This is a genomic window from Saccharothrix sabaoui (assembly GCF_051756985.1).
In the GTDB taxonomy this organism is placed as follows: domain Bacteria; phylum Actinomycetota; class Actinomycetes; order Mycobacteriales; family Pseudonocardiaceae; genus Actinosynnema.
Genome location: NZ_JBPKJK010000185.1, coordinates 1 through 16,836, shown reverse-complemented (window position 1 = coordinate 16,836; position 16,836 = coordinate 1). Strand labels below are relative to the sequence as shown.

17 protein-coding genes and 1 riboswitch are annotated in these 16,836 nt (G+C 73.7%); of the genes, 9 read left to right on the top strand and 8 right to left on the bottom strand.

Features of this window, described 5'->3' with window-relative positions; translation table 11 throughout:
- The 4 genes from ACR807_RS36050 to ACR807_RS36035 all read right to left on the bottom strand — a co-directional run.
- Positions 1–664 (bottom strand): ABC transporter ATP-binding protein (locus ACR807_RS36050; protein WP_438925987.1); only part of this gene is annotated, 664 nt, incomplete at its 3' end.
- Positions 661–1,725 (bottom strand): CbiQ family ECF transporter T component, encoded by a 1,065-nt coding sequence (locus ACR807_RS36045; RefSeq protein WP_438925986.1) that lies wholly within the window; start codon positions 1,723–1,725, stop codon positions 661–663. The genes ACR807_RS36045 and ACR807_RS36050, both read right to left, overlap by 4 nt.
- Positions 1,722–2,567: a hypothetical protein gene (locus ACR807_RS36040; protein ID WP_438925985.1), complete on the bottom strand. Its 846-nt coding sequence runs from the start codon at positions 2,565–2,567 to the stop codon at positions 1,722–1,724. The genes ACR807_RS36045 and ACR807_RS36040 overlap by 4 nt, the downstream gene beginning before the upstream one ends.
- Complete coding sequence (locus tag ACR807_RS36035) at positions 2,564–3,847, bottom strand: prenyltransferase/squalene oxidase repeat-containing protein (RefSeq protein ID WP_438925984.1); 1,284 nt, start codon at positions 3,845–3,847, stop codon at positions 2,564–2,566. The genes ACR807_RS36040 and ACR807_RS36035 overlap by 4 nt, the downstream gene beginning before the upstream one ends.
- A 90-nt stretch (positions 3,848–3,937) precedes the next feature.
- Positions 3,938–4,076, bottom strand: a riboswitch (cobalamin riboswitch).
- Positions 4,077–4,154: 78 nt separating this feature from the next.
- On the opposite strand from ACR807_RS36035, the gene ACR807_RS36030 reads away from it, so the two are divergent.
- Together ACR807_RS36030 and ACR807_RS36025 are read left to right on the top strand one after the other, a co-directional pair.
- Positions 4,155–5,414 carry a cytochrome P450 gene (locus ACR807_RS36030; protein WP_438925983.1) on the top strand — a complete coding sequence of 420 codons (1,260 nt, stop codon included), beginning with the start codon at positions 4,155–4,157 and terminating at the stop codon, positions 5,412–5,414.
- A gap of 175 nt (positions 5,415–5,589) precedes the next feature.
- Entirely contained in the window at positions 5,590–6,516 is a 927-nt protein-coding gene (locus tag ACR807_RS36025; RefSeq protein WP_438925988.1) for a DMT family transporter, read from the top strand.
- Between the two features lie 123 nt (positions 6,517–6,639).
- Here ACR807_RS36025 and ACR807_RS36020 read toward each other — a convergent pair whose 3' ends face one another.
- The 3 genes from ACR807_RS36020 to ACR807_RS36010 form a co-directional block, all read right to left on the bottom strand.
- Entirely contained in the window at positions 6,640–7,431 is a 792-nt protein-coding gene (locus tag ACR807_RS36020) for an ABC transporter permease (RefSeq protein WP_438925982.1), read from the bottom strand.
- A complete protein-coding gene (locus ACR807_RS36015; protein WP_438925981.1) occupies positions 7,428–8,396 on the bottom strand; it encodes an ATP-binding cassette domain-containing protein in 969 nt (322 codons plus the stop codon). Before ACR807_RS36015 ends, ACR807_RS36020 begins: the two co-directional genes overlap by 4 nt.
- A gap of 105 nt (positions 8,397–8,501) precedes the next feature.
- A complete protein-coding gene (locus tag ACR807_RS36010; RefSeq protein WP_438925980.1) occupies positions 8,502–8,909 on the bottom strand; it encodes a DUF4097 family beta strand repeat-containing protein in 408 nt (135 codons plus the stop codon).
- Positions 8,910–9,067: 158 nt separating this feature from the next.
- Between ACR807_RS36010 and ACR807_RS36005 the strand changes: the two genes are divergently transcribed.
- On the top strand, positions 9,068–9,451 hold the full coding sequence (locus tag ACR807_RS36005; protein ID WP_438925979.1) for a hypothetical protein: 384 nt from the start codon (positions 9,068–9,070) through the stop codon (positions 9,449–9,451).
- Positions 9,452–9,514: 63 nt separating this feature from the next.
- Here the strand turns inward: ACR807_RS36005 and ACR807_RS36000 are convergent, their stop codons facing one another.
- Entirely contained in the window at positions 9,515–10,417 is a 903-nt protein-coding gene (locus ACR807_RS36000) for an NAD-dependent epimerase/dehydratase family protein (protein ID WP_438925978.1), read from the bottom strand.
- Between the two features lie 142 nt (positions 10,418–10,559).
- Here ACR807_RS36000 and ACR807_RS35995 point away from each other — a divergent pair, with 142 nt between their 5' ends.
- The 6 genes from ACR807_RS35995 to ACR807_RS35970 all read left to right on the top strand — a co-directional run.
- Positions 10,560–11,171: a TetR/AcrR family transcriptional regulator gene (locus ACR807_RS35995; RefSeq protein WP_438925977.1), complete on the top strand. Its 612-nt coding sequence runs from the start codon at positions 10,560–10,562 to the stop codon at positions 11,169–11,171.
- A gap of 165 nt (positions 11,172–11,336) precedes the next feature.
- Entirely contained in the window at positions 11,337–12,329 is a 993-nt protein-coding gene (locus tag ACR807_RS35990) for an NAD-dependent epimerase/dehydratase family protein (RefSeq protein WP_438925976.1), read from the top strand.
- A 124-nt stretch (positions 12,330–12,453) separates the two neighbouring features.
- A complete protein-coding gene (locus ACR807_RS35985; RefSeq protein WP_438925975.1) occupies positions 12,454–12,600 on the top strand; it encodes a hypothetical protein in 147 nt (48 codons plus the stop codon).
- 320 nt (positions 12,601–12,920) lie between these two features.
- Complete coding sequence (locus ACR807_RS35980) at positions 12,921–14,381, top strand: RICIN domain-containing protein (protein ID WP_438925974.1); 1,461 nt, start codon at positions 12,921–12,923, stop codon at positions 14,379–14,381.
- Positions 14,382–14,488: 107 nt separating this feature from the next.
- Positions 14,489–15,349: a GDSL-type esterase/lipase family protein gene (locus ACR807_RS35975; protein WP_438925973.1), complete on the top strand. Its 861-nt coding sequence runs from the start codon at positions 14,489–14,491 to the stop codon at positions 15,347–15,349.
- Between the two features lie 306 nt (positions 15,350–15,655).
- On the top strand, positions 15,656–16,836 hold a 1,181-nt coding region (locus tag ACR807_RS35970), incomplete at its 3' end, for a S8 family peptidase (protein WP_438925972.1).

Below are 16,836 nucleotides of genomic sequence, written 5' to 3'. Positions count from 1 at the left end.
GCGCGCCGGCGCCGCCGGGCAGCCACACGACCCGGTCGGCGTACTGGGCGACGCGCTCCAGCCGGTGCTCGGCGATGAGCACGGTCATGCCCAGGTCGTGCACGAGCCGGTGCAGCGCGGCCAGCACGTCCTCCGCCGCGCCGGGGTCCAGCGCGGACGTCGGCTCGTCGAGCACCAGCACCCTCGGGTGCGCGGTAAGGGCCGCCCCGACCGCGACCCGCTGCTGCTGGCCGCCCGACAGCGTGGCGAGCGGCCGGTCGCGCAGCCCGGCCAGCCCCAGCAGGTCCAGCGTCTCCTCGACGCGCTTGCGCATCACCGCGTTCGGCAGGCCCAGCGACTCCATCGAGTAGGCCAGCTCCTCCTCGACGGAGTCGGTGACGAACCCGGCCTGCGGGTCCTGCGCCACCACGCCCACCACGTCGGCCAGCTCGCGCGGCGGGTGGGTGCGGGTGTCGCGGCCGTCGACCAGCACGCGGCCGGCGAGCGTGCCGCCGGTGAAGTGCGGCACCAGCCCGTTGACCGCGCGCAGCAGGGTGGACTTGCCCGACCCGGTGCGCCCGACCACCAGGCACAGCTCGCCCTCCGGCACGTGCAGGTCCACGCCGGCCAGCACGGGCGCGCCCGCGTCGCGGTAGGTGACGGTGACGTTCTCGAACCGGATCATGTCCTCTTCCCGATCGGGCGGCCCGCGACCAGCACGGGCGCCAGGGCGCACAGCACGCCGAGCGCCGGCAGCAGCGGCAGGGCGGGCGCGACCAGCGGCACGGTGCTCGCCGACAGCGCGGCACCACCCAGGTCCGCCGGCGCGAGGAGCGTCGCCGCCGCCGCGACCAGCCCGGACGCCACCACCAGCAGTTCGCGCGGCCCCCAGCGGTCCGGGCGGTACCGGCTGCGCCGCACCCGCCGCGACCCGGTCCACAGCCCGGCCACCGCCAGCGCCGACCCCAGCGCCAGCACCGGCGCGCCGGCCGGCGACGACGTGCCGTCGAGCAGGCCGTAGGCGCCGACGCACAGACCGGCGAGGCCGCCGAGCACGAGCCCGCCGGTCAGCAGGCGCGCGCGCCGCGACTGGCCGGCGGTGCGCCCGTAACCGCGCGAGTCCATCGCGGCGGCCAGCACCAGCGACCGCTCGAACGCGTCCTCCAGCACCGGCGCCATCAGCACCCGCACCGCCCGGACCCCGCGCACGGCGCCACCGCGCAGCGCCCGCGCCCGGCGCACCGACCGCGCGCTCGCCACCAGCTGCGGGGCCACCGTCAGCGCCACCACCACGGCCACGCTCACCTCGTACAGCGCGGCGGGCAGCGAGCGCAGCAGCCGCTTGGCGTTGGCCAGCGCGTTCGCCGCGCCCACGCAGCACAGCAGGGTCGCGAGCTGGAGCCCCTGGTACACCGCGAAGGCCAGGCCCTCGGCGCTGACCGGCCCGCCCAGCCGCACGCCGGCCGCCCAGTCCGGCAGCGGCACCTCGGGCAGCGCGACGAGCACCGTCGGCCCGGTGACGCCGCCGAGCAGCACGTGGAACACCACCCGGACCGCGATCACCACCAGCCCGAACCTGAAGAACACGCCGTACGCGCTCGCCCACGGCGTGTCCTGGCGGCACGACACCGCCACGAACCCGGCGACCGCGACGACGAGCGCGAGCAGCACCGGGTTGTTCGTCCGGCCCGCGACGACGCCCAGGCACAGCGCCCACAGCCACCACGCGCCGGGGTGCGGCGTCACCCCGCGCCCTTCGCGCGCCGCCGCGCGACCCACGCGCCCGCCCCGGCCAGCAGCGCGACCACCGCGAGACCGGCGACGAGGCCGACCGCGCCGCCGGACGACGGAGCCGCCGCGGGGCCGACGGCCGTGGACGGGGCGCCCGTCGGCGGGGCGCCGGACGACGCGGCGGCCGTGCCGCCGGCCGGGGTGTCCGAAGAGGACGGTGACGCGGTGGTGGCGGGCGTCGTGCCCGGTCCGGGGGAGTCGGTCGGCGGTCCGGTCCCCGGTGTGGTCGCCGGTGGCGGGGACCCCGCCACCGGGGGTTGGGCAGCCGGGGGTTGGGCCGCCGGTGGCGGGGGTGCGGGCTGCCGGGGCGCCGGCTGCGGGGGAGCGGGCGGCTGGACCGGGGGCGCGGGTGCCGGGGGTGCCGCGCCGGGCTGCTCGCCCGCGCCGAACGCCCAGCCCTCGACGGTGCCGGGGGCCGGGTCGTGCGCGCTCGCCGACCCGCTGCTGTAGACCCACGACCCGCCCGGCCGGGCGTGCCAGTACGACCAGTAGGCGGTGGTCGGCGACGTGCCGACGCACGCGTCGCGGTCCTGCCCGGGCAGGCCGTCGATCCGGCACACGAACCCGGGCTGCCGGGCCGCGAAGGTGAAGCCGAAGCCGGCGGCGGTCAGCGCGGCGGTGCCGGACGCCGGGTCGCCGGCCGCGCAGCCGGTGCGCACGCCGCCGCCCAGGGACCGGAAGTCCACGACCACGGCGACACCGGCGCAGTCGGCCGCCCGCGCCGCCGGGGGAGCGGCGATCGAGGCGAGCACGACGACGCCCCAGGCCGCCAGCGCCCGCCGCCACCGGGACGTCACGTCGACCGCCTGCGCGCCAGCGCCAGCAGGAGCGCGCCGCCGGCCAGCAGCAGCGAGCCGAGCCACACCGCCGGGCCGACCTCCACACCCGTGCGCGCCAGCTCACCGCCGCCGCCCACCACGACCACCGCCGCGGTGGTGGTCGTGGTGGCCGCCGCCGACGTGGTGCCCGGGGCGGACGTGGTGGTCGTCGCCGTGGCGGTGGGCGCGGTGGTGGTGGGCGCCGTGGTGGTGGACGTGGGCGTGGTGCTGGTGGGCGTGCCGGCGCAGTCGAGGACCGGCGCGCCCGGGCGGTCGCCCGCGGTGGACAGGGCGGCGAAGCCGACGCCGGTGACGCCGAGCACGCCCTGCGTCGTGGCGCGCGTCGCGGTGGCCGCGGCGAACCCGGTCCGGTCGAACGCGAACGCGCCCCGGTCGGCCTCCGCGCCCGCGCACCCGACCTGCAACGACGCCAGGAACGCGGCGGCCCGGTCGGCGGCCCGCGCCTCGCCGCCCACCCGCAGCGCCTGAGCGGCGAGGCCGGTGCTGTTGGCGTTGCCCTCGTCGAGGCCCCTCTCGTCGCGGAACCCGCCGCCGGGCTGCTGCGCGTTCACGAGCCAGGTCAGCCCGCCGGCCGCGGCGTCGGCCCGGTCGGCGGCGAGCAGCGCCTGCACGGCCATCGCGGTGGCGTCCACGTGGGACGTGCACGGCGCGGTCGCCAGCAGCAGCGGGAAGCCGCCGTCCGGGCACCGCCCGCCGGCCAGGAAGTCGACGGCGTCCCGCGGCGCGCCGCCCGCGCGGTCCAGCGCGAGCACGGCGAACGCCTGGGAGAAGCCGTTGGAGTAGTCCTGGTAGGCGGTCCGGTCGGTGAACCGGCCGGACGGGGCCTTGAGCGCGGTCAGGCCCGCGACCAGGTCGACGCCGCCGAAGTCGGTCGGGTCCGCGCCGGTCACCGAGGCGAACAGGGCGAGCTTGGCGTGCGCGCCCGCGTACGACTCGGTGGCGGGGGTGTCGAAGTGCAGGTAGTTGGAGATCGTCCCGGGTCGCGCGACCCACGCGCCGACGCGCTCGCCGGTGTCGCTCGCCACGTCGGCGGCGGCGAGCGCGAACGCGGCGTCCAGCGTGAGCCCGGGGTCGGGGTAGCCCGCGCTCTCCAGGTGGTCGCCGTCCACGAGCTGCCGGGTGAGCCAGCCCGCGGCGGTCCCGGCGGGGGTCCCCGGCTCCGCGGCGTGCGCCGGCGCGGGCAGGGCCAGGGCGGCGAGCGCGACGGCGACGGCGGTGGCGGTCCGTCCGAACGGCATGGTCGACCTTTCCGGGGCGCGAGGCGTGGGCGGACCCCGGACAGCCGTCACCGGCTCCCTGGGCTCCGACCCGTTGACCTCGACGGTGTCAGGAGCACGGCGCGCGCGGCAGGTGTTCGGGCTCGTCCCCTCGGGGACCCACCGTTGCGGGTCAGCGCCGGATTCCGACCGGCTTCCCCTGTTCGGGCGCGATTGCCGATCGTCTTGCACCGTTCACGGCGTGTCAATCCGCCTCAGGCGCGATGCTGCTCACCTCGGCGTGCGGTTACCGTCAACCAGTTCAAACCTGGGGAAGAGGGGTGTGGGGATGTCGACTCTGGCGTCGGTGCGCGACGGCTTGGTGGCGTGGGTCGCACGGCGTTCGGCGACGCGGTGGGTGATGGGCAAGATCGGTTCACGGGCGTTGTCGCTGCTCCCGGACGGTGCGCTGGTCCCGCTGAAGCGGGACGGGGTGGTGCCGGTCGCGGAGCTGGAGCGGATGAGGGAGTCCGGGGCGGTGCACCGCCTGCCCGTGCCGTTCGGGGTGCGGCTGTGGTTGGTCACCGGCCAGGACGAGGCCAAGAAAGTGCTTTCCGACACAGGGTCGTTCAGTAACGATTACGCACGCCTCGGCGCGGCGGTCGGCCGCATCGAGCAGTCGCCCGGCGGCCTCGGCTTCGCCGACCCGCCGGACCACACGCGCCTGCGCAAGCTGCTCACCCCCGAGTTCACCATGCGCCGGCTGGCCCGCCTCGTGCCGCGCATCGACGAGATCGTCACGCAGCGGCTCGACGCCATGGAGGCCGCGCCCGGTCCGGTGGACCTGGTCAAGGAGTTCGCGCTGCCGATCCCGTCGCTGACGATCTGCGAGCTGCTCGGCGTGCCCTACGAGGACCGCGAGCGGTTCCAGCAGCTCGCCGCCGCCCGGTTCGACCTGTTCGGAGGCGCGGGCCAGGCCCTGGGCGCGATCTCCGAGTCGCTGAAGTACATGCAGGAGATCGTGGAGCGGGAGCGCCGCGCCCCCGGCGACGGCCTCATCGGCATGATCATCCGCCAGCACGGCGACGACGTGAGCGACGAGGAGCTGGCCGGCCTGGCCGACGGCGTGCTCACCGGCGGGTTCGACACCACCGCCTCCACGCTCGCGCTCGGCGCGATCGTGCTGCTGCGCGACGAGGCGGCGCGGGCGTCCATGCGCGACGACGACGCCGCCGTCGGGCCGCTCGTGGAGGAGCTGCTGCGGCACCTGAGCGTGGTGCAGGTCGCGTTCCCGCGCTTCGCCCGGCACCCCCTCCAGGTCGGTGACCAGCGGATCGAGGAGGGCGACGTGCTCGTGGTGTCGCTGTCGGCGGCCAACCGCGAGGGCACGCCCGACTTCAACCCCGCCGGCGGCCCCACGTCGCACCTGGCGTTCGGCTACGGCGCGCACCGCTGCGTCGGCGCCGGGCTGGCCCGGATGGAGCTGCGCGCGGCCTACCCCGCGCTGCTGCGCCGGTTCCCGAACCTGCGCCTGGCCGACGACCGCCCCGCGTTCCGCACCGCGTCGATCGTGCACGGGGTGGACGAGCTGCTGGTCCACACCCGCTGACCCCCCGTCGGCGGCGGCCCCGGGGTCGCCGCCGACGCTTCGGCACCGCGCACGTCGTGCGCCCTCGACCGTGAAGCTCCGCTTAACCGTCCTTGAGCAGGTTTCACTTTTCTTGAAGGGTGCCGCGCGGGACGGTGGTCCCGTGACCGGACGAAGCGCCCTGCGCCTGGGAACCATGGCCCTGCTGTGGGGCTCGGCGTTCCTGTGGATCGAACTGGCCCTGACCGGGTTCGCGCCCGCCGGGATCGCCACGGCCCGGTGCGCCCTCGGCTCGGCCGTGCTGCTGGTCCTGGCCCGCCGCTCCCGGCAGCGGCTGCCGCGCGGCCTGTGGGGGCACCTCGCCGTGGCCGCGCTGTTCTGCAACGCCGTGCCGTTCCTGCTGTTCGGCATCGGCCAGCAGGGCGTCGACTCGGGCACGGCCGGCGCCCTCAACGCCACCACGCCCCTGTGGTCGCTGGTCATCGGGCTGCTGCTGGGCACCGAGCGCCGCACCACCCCGGTCCGCGTGCTCGGCCTCCTCCTCGGCTTCGGCGGCGTGCTGCTCATCTTCGCGCCGTGGCGGGAGGGCCTGACCGGGTGGAGCGCGCTCGCCCTCGTGGGCGCCGCCGCGAGCTACGCCGTGGCGTTCGCGTACATGGGGCGCACGCTCGTCGGCCACGGCGCGCCGCTGGCCGTGTCCGCCGCGCAGCTCGGCGTCGCCACCGGGCTCTCCGCGCTCGCGCTGCCCTTCGACCGCACCCCCGCCACGCCGAACGCGACGGCCGTCGCGGCGCTCGTCGTGCTGGGGGTCTTCGCGACCGGCGTCACGTTCGTCCTCAACTACCGGATCATCGAGGACGAGGGCGCGACCAGCGCCGCCACCGTCGGCTACCTGCTGCCCGTGGTGTCCGTCGCGCTCGGCGCGGTCGTCCTCGGCGAACCGCTGACCGCCCGCGTCGTCCTCGGGGTGCTGGTGGTGCTCACGGGCGTCGCCATGACCCGGACGACCGCGACCAGGACGCCGCCCGGGGGACGTGCGCCCCGGCGCCGGTTCGCCGACGCCCCCGGAGTTCCGCTCGACCGCCGCCCGACGAGGTGCGGCGGGGCGTCCGGCCAATCGTGACCGCTCGCGCAGCAGACCCACCCCGTGGTGGGGGGTCTTCCGGCAGCACGTCGGACATGATGCGCGGGTCGTCGAGCGGTTCGGCTGCCGTCGAGCGCCTCCTGGACCAGGCGGGCGGTGAGGTCACGTGTGCCGCGGTTCCCGCTTGTACAGGCGCTTCGACCACAGGTAGCCGATGAGCGCGATGCCGAGGCACCAGGCGACCCCGACGATCCAGTCGCTGGTCACCGGCCGGCCGAGGAACAGGTTGCGCAGCGTGTCGATGACGGGGGTGAAGGGGTCGTGCTCGGACAACCAGCGCAGGCCCGGAGCCATCGACGCCGCCGGCACGAACGCGCTCGACAGGAACGGCAGCGCCTGCAGGAACATCGGCAGGTTGCTCGCCGAGTCGACGGTCTTCGCGGCGAGCCCCATGCCGACCGACACCCACGACAGGGCCAGGCTCACGAGCACCAGCAGGCCGAGAGCGGCCAGCCAACCCGGCACTCCCGCGCTGGGGCGGAAACCGATCAGCAGCGCGACGGCGATGACCAGGACGGTGCTGACCATGGCCTGGACCACGCTGCCCACGACGTGTCCGGTCAGGACGGACGCGCGGGAGATGTCCATGGTCCGGAACCTGTTGACGATCCCCTTGGTCATGTCGACCGCGACACCGATGGACGTCCCCATCGCGCCCACCGTCATGCCGAGCAGGATGATGCCGGGGGTGAGGTAGTCGACGTAGTCGATGCCCTGCGCCGCGCCGACCAGGCCGTTGCCCATCGTGCCGCCGAAGGCGAAGACGAAGAGCAGCATCAGCGCCACGGGCGAGACCACGGACGCGATCGGCGCCGACGGGTTGCGGGTGGCGTGGCGCAGGTTGCGCCGCAGCATCGTGGAGGAGTCGTTCAGGGAGAGGGCGAGCGAGGTCATCGGACCGCCTCCTGCTGGTCTTCGCCCCGCGCGGGTGCGGAGGTCAGGCTGATGAACACGTCGTCGAGGTCCGGGGCCTGCACCGACAGGCCGGCTGCCGTGAGGGAGGCCCGGTCGAGCTGTTCCACGACGCGCCGCACCGAGTCGAAGTCGCCCTCGCTCACCACGCGGAGGCTGAGGGTCTCCTCGTCGACGTTCGTGGCGCCCAACGCCTTCGCCGCCGCCGCCAGCTGCTCGGAGTTCTCGAAGGTGAGCCGGATGCCGTTGCCGGGCACCAGGCGCTTGAGCTCCGTCGCGGTGCCCTCTGCCGCGAACCTGCCCTGGTGGAGCACCGCGATCCGGTCGGCCAGCGTGTCCGCCTCCTCCAGGTACTGCGTGGTGAGGAAGATCGTGACGCCGCTGGAGGCCAGGGCCCTGATGCTCTCCCACGTGGTGCGCCGGCTGCGCGGGTCCAGGCCGGTGGTCGGCTCGTCGAGGAAGATGACCTTCGGTGAGCCGACGAGGGTCATGGCGAGGTCGAGCTTGCGGCGCATCCCGCCCGAGTAGGTGCCGACGAGCTTCTTGGCGTCGGCGTCCGTCAGCTCGAACCGCGCCAGCAGTTCCGCGGTTCGCTCCCGGCCCCGCTGCCGCGGCAGTCGGTGCAGGTCGCACATCAGCGCCATGTTCTCCTCGCCGGTGAGCAGTTCGTCCACCGCCGTGGACTGGCCGGTGACCCCGATCGCGGCGCGGACGGCGTCCGGCTCCCGCTGCACGTCGTGGCCCGCGACGTGGATCGTCCCGGCGTCCGGTCGGATCAGCGTGGACAGGATCTGCACGATGGTCGTCTTGCCGGCGCCGTTCGGACCGAGCAGCGCCCAGATGCGCCCGGACGGGACTTCGAAGTCGATCCCGTCCACGACCAGGTTGTCGCCGTACGACTTGCGCAGTCCCCTCACCGCGATTGCCGGCGGGCTGGTTGACGTCATTCCTCGTCCTTCCTGCTCCGTGACGCGGGTGCCGATCGCCGGGCACGCCGAAGAGCGGCGTTGTCGCCGGCGCCGGTGTTGACCGTGGAGCGGTGGGGTGCGGCGTCAGCTCCGGGTAGCGCTGCCGGGATTCGTGGACCGGTGGATCATCACGTCGCCCTGGCGGGTCCTGATCCGCACCTTGACCACGTCGTCGCGGTCCGCGGGGCTCTCCAGGGAGTCCAGCGAGTTGCGCACGGAGCCGTTCCTGCTCCGGGCGTCCACCCAGGCCGCCACGCCCTCGCCGATCCCGATCTCGACCTCCCCGGAGCCGGTCAGGAGCTCGACCTCCCCGGTGGTCGCGCGGCCGACCCGGATGTCGCCGCTCGCGCTCTTGGCGGTGAGGCCCGTCCCGACGCGGTCCACGGTGATGTCGCCGCCGGCCGTGCTGAGGTGCAGTTCGCCGTCGCCGTCGCCGATCCGGATGGCGCCACCGACGACCTTGACGATGGCGCTGTCACCGGTCCGGCGCACCTGCGCAACCTGGAGGACGAGCGGACGGGGAACCCCGGGAGGGCGTGGTGCGCCGGTGGTAGGGTCGCCGCTCGTGGTGGAGGCTTCGCGGCAGGCCGGGGCCGGCCCGGTGGCGGCCACCCGGCCACACGGGACACGATGAGGGTGATCTGATTACCGTGTCCACCTCGGTCCTGATTCCCGTGGCGGTGGTGATGTGGCTCGCCCTGGCCGCGCGCTACTACCTGAAGATGCCGGCGAACCGCCGTGTCGTCTCCGCGCTCGTCGCGCTGGCCACCCCGGCGGTCGGGGTCGGCGCGGCCTTGCTCAGAGGGCTTCCGGTCGGATGGGCGTTCGGGTGCGCGGCCGTCGCCACCGCCATCCCGTGGCTGGCCACGAACTTCAAACCCGAGTTGATGGTCGACGCCGCGCGCGAGTTCGGCGAGGACGTCGCGGAGGAGCAGGAAGACGCTTCGCAGAAGTACCAACTGCGGGCGGTGCTGTTGGTGTTCCTGGTCGTGCTCGTGTGGGCGGTGGTCTTCTGGGACGACATCCCGGTGTGACCGAGCGGCTTCGCCGGCGGTGACTCCTCCGAACCCGGAGGTTCCGGGGGTCGGCTCGGGGTGTCAGCCGACCTCGTCGCGGACGGCGGTGTCGAGGTCGGTGGCGGTCAGGCCGAAGGTGTCGGCCGTCTCCGTCGCGTCCACGTGGAACGGTGCGTACCACTGGTAGTCCATCTCCGCGACCTCGCGGGCGATCGGTACGACCAGTCCGGCCGCGCGCATCACGAAGCGCGGTAGCCGGATCAGCCTGATCGGTGATCGGCCCGCCGCGGTGGCGTAGCGGCGGGCGAGTTCGCGGATCGTGACGGCGGGCGGGGACGGCACGTGCCAGGCCCTGCCCCACGCCCGTTCTTCCGACGCGAGCGCGACCAGTGCCCGTGCCATGTCGGTGTTGACCGTGAAGGTGTGCGGCACGTCCAGGTGGCCGGTGATCCAGGCCGCCCTGCCCTTCGTCAGGGCCGGCTCGATGAGCAGGGGGTAGATGCCGTTGGCGCCCTTGCCGATGTAGTCGGAGCCGCGAACCTCGACCGTGCGGATGCCCGCGGCGAGGGCCTGTTCCCACAGTCGTCCGCGCAGCCTGCCTTTGTGCCCGGTCGCGGCCACGGGGGTGCGTTCGGTCATCAGGCCACCGGGCTGCGGGCCGTAGGCGTACATGCTGCCGGTCAGGGCGAGGACGGCGTCGTTCGCCTTGGCCGCGGCGATGGCCGCTGTCTGCAGGGGCGGCAGCAGGCGTTCCCACTCCGTGTAGGAGGGCGGGTTGGCGCAGTGGTAGATCGCCTCGGCGCCGCGGGACAGTTCGGTCAGGCGGGCCGGGTCGGACGCGTCCGCGGCGACCCGGTCGATCAACGGGTGCTCGGGGCCCGAGCCGCTGCGGGTGACGATCCGGACGTTGTGGCCGCGCTCGACGAGCAGACGAGCGACGTTGCTGCCGATGGACCCGGCGCCGATGACGACGTGTTCGACCATGGCTGTTCTCTCCGCTCCGGGGCAACCCTCGCTTGTTAACGACGTTAGATTTTCTAACGTCGTTAACAATGGCGCACGCCGTCAGCGCGGTCAAGGGCGGTGGCTAGTGTTCGAGGACACCATCGAGGCGAAGTGACGGACCATGTCGATCAGCACGAGACGGGCTCGCGAGCGGGCGAACACCCACCAGCGGATCATCGAGGCGGCGCTGCGCGTGCTCGAGGCCGAAGGCCCCGCGGCCCTGACGATCCGGCGCATCGCTGGCGATGTCGAGTACTCCGCACCCGTCGTCTACCAGCACTTCGCCAACAAGGAAGCCCTCGTCCTGGAACTGGTCGCGCACGGCCACCGCCTGATGCTGGCCGAGGTCCTCGACGCCCTCCAGGAGACCGATGTGGACCTGCGCATGGAGCGCATCGCGTCGGAGTACGTGCGGTTCGCCGGCGAGCACCCCCACCTCTACCAGGTCATGAACGCCCCGGCGATCGACGCGGACGAGCGCGGGCGCGCCGCGCGGCCGGCCGTCGACGCCCTCAAAGAGCTGCTCACCACCTGGTCCGCCAGGCACGACGTGGTCCTGGCCGACCTCGACGACGCCTGCGAGACCATCTGGGGCACGATGCACGGCATCGCCTCCCTCGGCCAACTCGGCAACGTCGGCAACGACCGCGCCCGACGCCTGGCCGTGCGGGCCCTGCACGCGATCCTCCTCGGCTGGCGCACCGAGGCATCGGCGAACGACCGGGACCGGTGAGGGAAAACGCGGGGATGACGCGGGCCCGTGATCGCACCGGAAGGACCTCGGTCGGTTCGGAAGGGCTCCGGACGAGGAGCCGCGAACTGATAATGTCGACCATCCGGCGCCTGCTGGGCCGATCATCAGCGTCCGCGCTCATCCGGCGCGGGTAAGGGGATTCCGATGGGGCGTTGGTTGGTGTTGGGCGGCACCCGGTTCTTATCCCGAGCGGTGGCCGCCGCCGCGGTGGCGCGGGGGCACGAAGTGCTCTGCGCCGCGCGGGGGGAGTCCGGGGCGCCCCCCGAAGGCTCCCGGCTGGTGAAGGTCGACCGCGACACCGAGGACGCGTTGGCGCCACTGCGCGGTGAGCGGTTCGACGCCGTGGTCGACGTGGCCTACATCTCCTACCCGTGGGTGCGGCAGGCGTTGGACGAGCTGGGTGAGGCGGCCGGGCACTGGACGTTCGTCTCGACGATGAACGTCTACGCCGACCTGGCGCGCCGCGGCGGCGGCGTGGACGACCCGTTGCTGGAACCGCGCTACACCGACCCGACGGACCCGGGGGACTTCGGCGCCTACGGGTCGATCAAGGTGGCCTCCGAGCAAGCGGTCGTGGACGCGGTCGGGGACCGCGCGCTGGTGGTGCGCCCCGGCCTGGTCTGCGGTCCGGACGACGAGTCCGACCGGTTCGGCTACTGGCCGGCCAGGTTCGCCCGCGGCGGGCGCGCGGTGGTCCCCGACGCGCCCGACCAGCCGTGCCAGCTCCTCGACGTCCGCGATCTCGCCGAGTGGATCGTGCTCGCGGGCGAGCGGGGGACCACCGGCACTTTCGACGCCTCCGGCCCTCCCGCGACCCTGGGCGCGGTGCTGGACGAGATCGCGACCGCGGTCGGCGCCCCCGACCTGGAGCGCGTCCCGGTGCCACCGGAGGAACTCGCCGCGGTGGGGGTCCTGCCCTGGCAGGGGCCCCGATCGCTGCCGCTGTGGTTGCCCGACGGCTACCTGGGCGTGGTCGACCGCGACACCGACCCGGCCCGCGCCGCCGGCCTGCACTGCCGGCCGATCGCCGAGACGGCTTTGGCCGCACTGGAACGTGAACGCGCGCTCGGCGCCGATCGCGAGCGGCAGGCCGGCCTGACCGCGGCGGAGGAGGCCGAACTGCTGGACGGGCGGTGAGGTCGGCGGCACCGTCCGCGGCACCCCCGACCGTCCGCGTTCGACACGGGACACTCGACTGCCGCACCCCGCACGAAGTGCGCGTCGGCTGTTTTCGAGCGTCGGATCACGGCACAATCTCGGGATGGATGCCGGTCTGTGGGTGGCCGTGATCGCCACCGCCCTGGTCTTGCTGACGCTCGCCGTCCTCGTCGTCCGGGACCGCTCGTCACCCGGTCACCGCGACGACGAGCCCGGCCCCGAGACCTCGGGCGGCGGTGGCGGCGGCTGATCCGGCCCCGCGCCGGTCCAGTTGCCGGTCGAGTTGCCGGACCGGCTGTCGGACCGGCACGCCTCACCGACGCTGCCGCCCGCGCAGGCGTCCGGCTGTGGATAGCGCTTTCCGTTCTGCCCCGGAACGACCGGAAAGGGCGTTGCGTCGCCATCGTCGAACGCGTTCGACACAACGGCCCATACAAGATGCGGCCGTTGACCACGAACGGGAATCGACGTAACTCTTTCGCCTGAGACGTCCTCTCATCCGGCGGCCCGGCCGCCGTGCCGACTCAGGCGAAAGGCACGAACATGACACTGTCGTCATGCGGTGCGGTCATGCGATCGGCGCTCGTGCTGCTGGTGCTGCTCGTGGGCGCGGCCGTCGCGCTCGCACCGGTCGCACCGCCGGCCCGGGCGGCCGCGATCGACACCACGGCGAGCTACGCGGTCGTGGCCCGGCACAGCGGCAAGGCCGTGCAGGTCCAGTCCGCGGCCGACGGTGCCGCCGTGGTGCAGGCGACCAGGACGGACTCGGCCGCGCAGCAGTTCCGGTTCGTCGACTCCGGCGGTGGGTTCTACCGGCTGGAGTCCCGTTACAGCGGCAAGGTCGTGGACATCTCCGGCTCCTCCACCGCCAACGGCGCGAACGTGGTGCAGTGGACCGACGCCAACGCCGCCAACCAGCAGTTCAGCCTGGTCGACACGGACGCCGGGCACGTGCGGATCGTCAACCGCAACAGCGGCAAGGCGCTGGACGTGTGGGAGCGCTCGACCGCAGACGGCGCGCGGGTGTCCCAGTACGACGTCAACGGCGGCGCCAACCAGCAGTGGCTGCTGGTCCGGCTCGGCGGCGGCACGCCGGGCGGCAACGGCTCGCCGACCGACGCGAACGTGAAGTACTTCGGCCGGTGGAACACCGCCGACCCGACCGCGTACGTCTCGGAGTGGGCGGGCGCCTACGTGCTCGTCGGGTTCACCGGTCGCACGGTGAAGCTGAAGCAGCGCAACGCGATCGACTTCTACGCCAGCATCGACGGCGGGCCCGACGTCCCGTACGTCAACCGCAGCGGCACGGTGGACCTCACCCCGACGCCGCTGGCGAGCGGCAACCACACCCTGCGGGTGTCCTACCGGCCGATCGCCGGGTCCTACCGGGGTGACGCGGTGTTCCGCGGCGTCGAGCTGGACGCGGGCGCGACGACGTTCGCGCCGAGCGTGCCGTCGAAGCTCGTCGAGTTCGTCGGTGACTCGATCACGGTGGGCCAGCAGTCGTCCAAGCAGGCCCTGACCGCCTACGGCTGGCTGGTCGGCGAGCGCCTGGGCGCGGGGCACACGCAGATCGCGGTGGGCGGCGCGTGCCTGGTCCCGGCGGCGGACGGCTGCATCGGCATGAGCGACCGGTTCCTGCGCACCGGTCTGCAGGCCAACGCCGCGAACTGGGACTTCTCCCGCTACCGCGCCGACGCCGTGGTGATCAACCTCGGTACCAACGACGTCGGCCACGGCGTCACCGGACCGCAGTTCCAGGCCGCCTACGTCACGCTCCTCCAGCGGGCGCGGCAGAAGTACCCGAACGCCACGGTCCTGGCGGTGCAGACCTTCCGCAAGCGCTACGTCCCGGAGACGCAGGCGGCCGTGCGGACCGTCAACGACCCGAAGGTGCGGTTCGTCGACACCACGGGCTGGATCGTCGAGTCCACCGACACCACCGACAACGTGCACCCCAACGACCAGGGCCACCGCAAGATCGCCGACCGGCTCGCGCCGATCCTGTCGGCGGCGCTCGCCACCGGCTGAGCCGTCGTCCCCGCCCCACGTCCGGGCACTTGCCTCCGCTCCGAGCACGGAGCAGCCGCGATGGCGGCCCAGGTCCGCTGAACCAGCCGGCACGACATGGAGGATCGATGAGGATTTCTTCGCTCACCAGGAACCTGGCGGTCGCGGCGGCGGTGTGCGCCGCCGCGGCGGTCGTGACCACGCCGGCGCACGCCGCGCCCGCGCCCTGCCCGTCCACCGACCGGACCGGTCCGGGGGCCGCCGCCGCGCCGTTCACGGTGTGGATGGCCGGTGACTCCACCATGGCGAAGCCCAACTCCGGCGTCAGCTGCCCGGCGGGCTGGGGCAGCCAGTTCGACCGGCTGTTCAACGACGACGTCACCGTGGTCAACAACGCCGTGGGCGGGCGCAGCATCCAGACCTGGCTCTACGAGTCCAACGTCAAGAGCACCAAGGACTCCGCCGGCGAGTGCGTGGTCAGCCCTCTCACCTACGCCTCCCGCTGGGCGAACATGCTGTCGTCCACCAACGGCATGAAGGCGGGGGACTGGCTGATCATCCAGTTCGGCATCAACGACGGCGACCGCAACTGCCCCCGGCACGTGGGCACGACCCGGTACCGCCAACTGCTGTCCACCATGGCCCGCGAGGCCAAGGCCCGCGGCGTCAAGCCGGTGTTCGTGACGCCGGTCGCCGCGATCCGCTGCTCCGGCTCCACCGCCGTGGGCAACCGCGGGTTCGTGCCCGGGACCATCGCCCAGGCGCAGGCCGACCAGGTGCCGGTCATCGACCTGCACCAGCGCAGCGTCGCCCTCTACAACTCGCTGCGCCTGTGCCCGAACAACGGCGACTACACGCAGGGCGCGGTCGGCGCGTTCTTCTGCAACGACCACACCCACTTCGAAGCCGCCGGCGCGGCCCGCATCGCCGAGGTGGTCGCCGCGGCGCTGCGCGAGCAGGGCATCGGCCTCGCCTCGTCCCTGCGCTGACACCCGTTCGGCGGACGACCGGCCCGGCGGGCACGTGCCGGGCCGGTCGCCTCGGTGCCGGTGGCGCTCGCGGGTGTCGCCACGACCCGGACGGCCGTGACCAAGACGCCGCCCGGGGGACGTGCGCCTTACCAGTTGTCGGTTATGTCCACCGAGGGTGACGAGGGCGCGGCCGATCGGCCGACCTCGGTTGACCGGGTGATCATCGCTGGTCAGGCTGCTGGGGTGACCCCGGACGAGTGATGTCCGCTCCGTCAACCCTGCGTCGGAGCGCACTGGCCCGGGGACCGCCCGAGGAGCCGACACGTGCGTCCTTCCACGCGAACACTCGCCGTCCTCTCCGCCGCCGCCACGGCCATCGGCCTCACCGCCGGGACGGCCCAGGCCGCCCCCGCGCACCAGGCGGACGTCCACTACGCCACCTCGTCCGCGACCGTCCAGCCGGTCGCGGACACCTTCATCGTCAGCCTGGACACCGCCGGCCTGGCCCGCACCGCGCGCAGCGGACGGGCCGTCGCCGCCACCGCGGGCGTCACCCCGACGCACGTGTGGGACGCGGCGTTCACCGGGTTCTCCGCGAAGCTCACCCCGGCCCAGCTGCGCAAGCTCAGCCGCGACCCCGCCGTCAGCACCATCGAGCAGGACGTGCTGGTCACCGACGCGCTCGACGCCACCCAGGCCAACCCGCCGTCGTGGGGCATCGACCGGGTCGACCAGCGCACCCTGCCGCTGTCGGCGAGCTACACCTACAACTACACCGGCGCGGGCGTGCACGCGTACATCATCGACACCGGCATCACGCCGGGCCACGCCGACTACGGCGGCCGGGCCACGTTCGACTTCAACGCGGTGGACACCAACAACACCGACTGCCACGGCCACGGCACGCACGTCGCCGGTACCATCGGCTCGAACACCTACGGCGTCGCCAAGGGCGTGCGGCTGCACGGCGTGAAGATGATGAACTGCTCCGGCAGCGCCACCACCACCTCGGCCCTCAACGCCATCAACTGGGTCACCGCCAACCACACCAAGCCGGCCGTGGCCAACACGTCGTGGAACTTCACCGCGTCGGCGGCCCTGGAGACCGCGATCCGCAACATGATCGCCGCGGGCGTCTTCCTGGCCACCTCGGCGGGCAACACCGGCGGCAACTCGTGCGACCGCCTGCCCCGCAAGGTGGAGACCGCGTCCGTCGTGGCCTCCTCCGATCGCACCGACGCGCGGTCGTCGTTCTCCAGCACCGGCGCGTGCGTCGACCTCTACGCGCCCGGCAGCGCGATCGTCTCCACCCTGAACACCGGCGGCAGCGGTTCGATGAACGGCACGTCGATGGCGACGCCGCACGTGGCGGGCGTGGCCGCGCTCTACAAGCAGCGCTACGGCGACCAGTCGTCCGCGACCGTCCACAACTGGCTGAACTCCGGCGCCACGCCGAACGCCGTCACCAACGGCGCGACCGGCGGCACCGTCAACCGGCTGCTGTT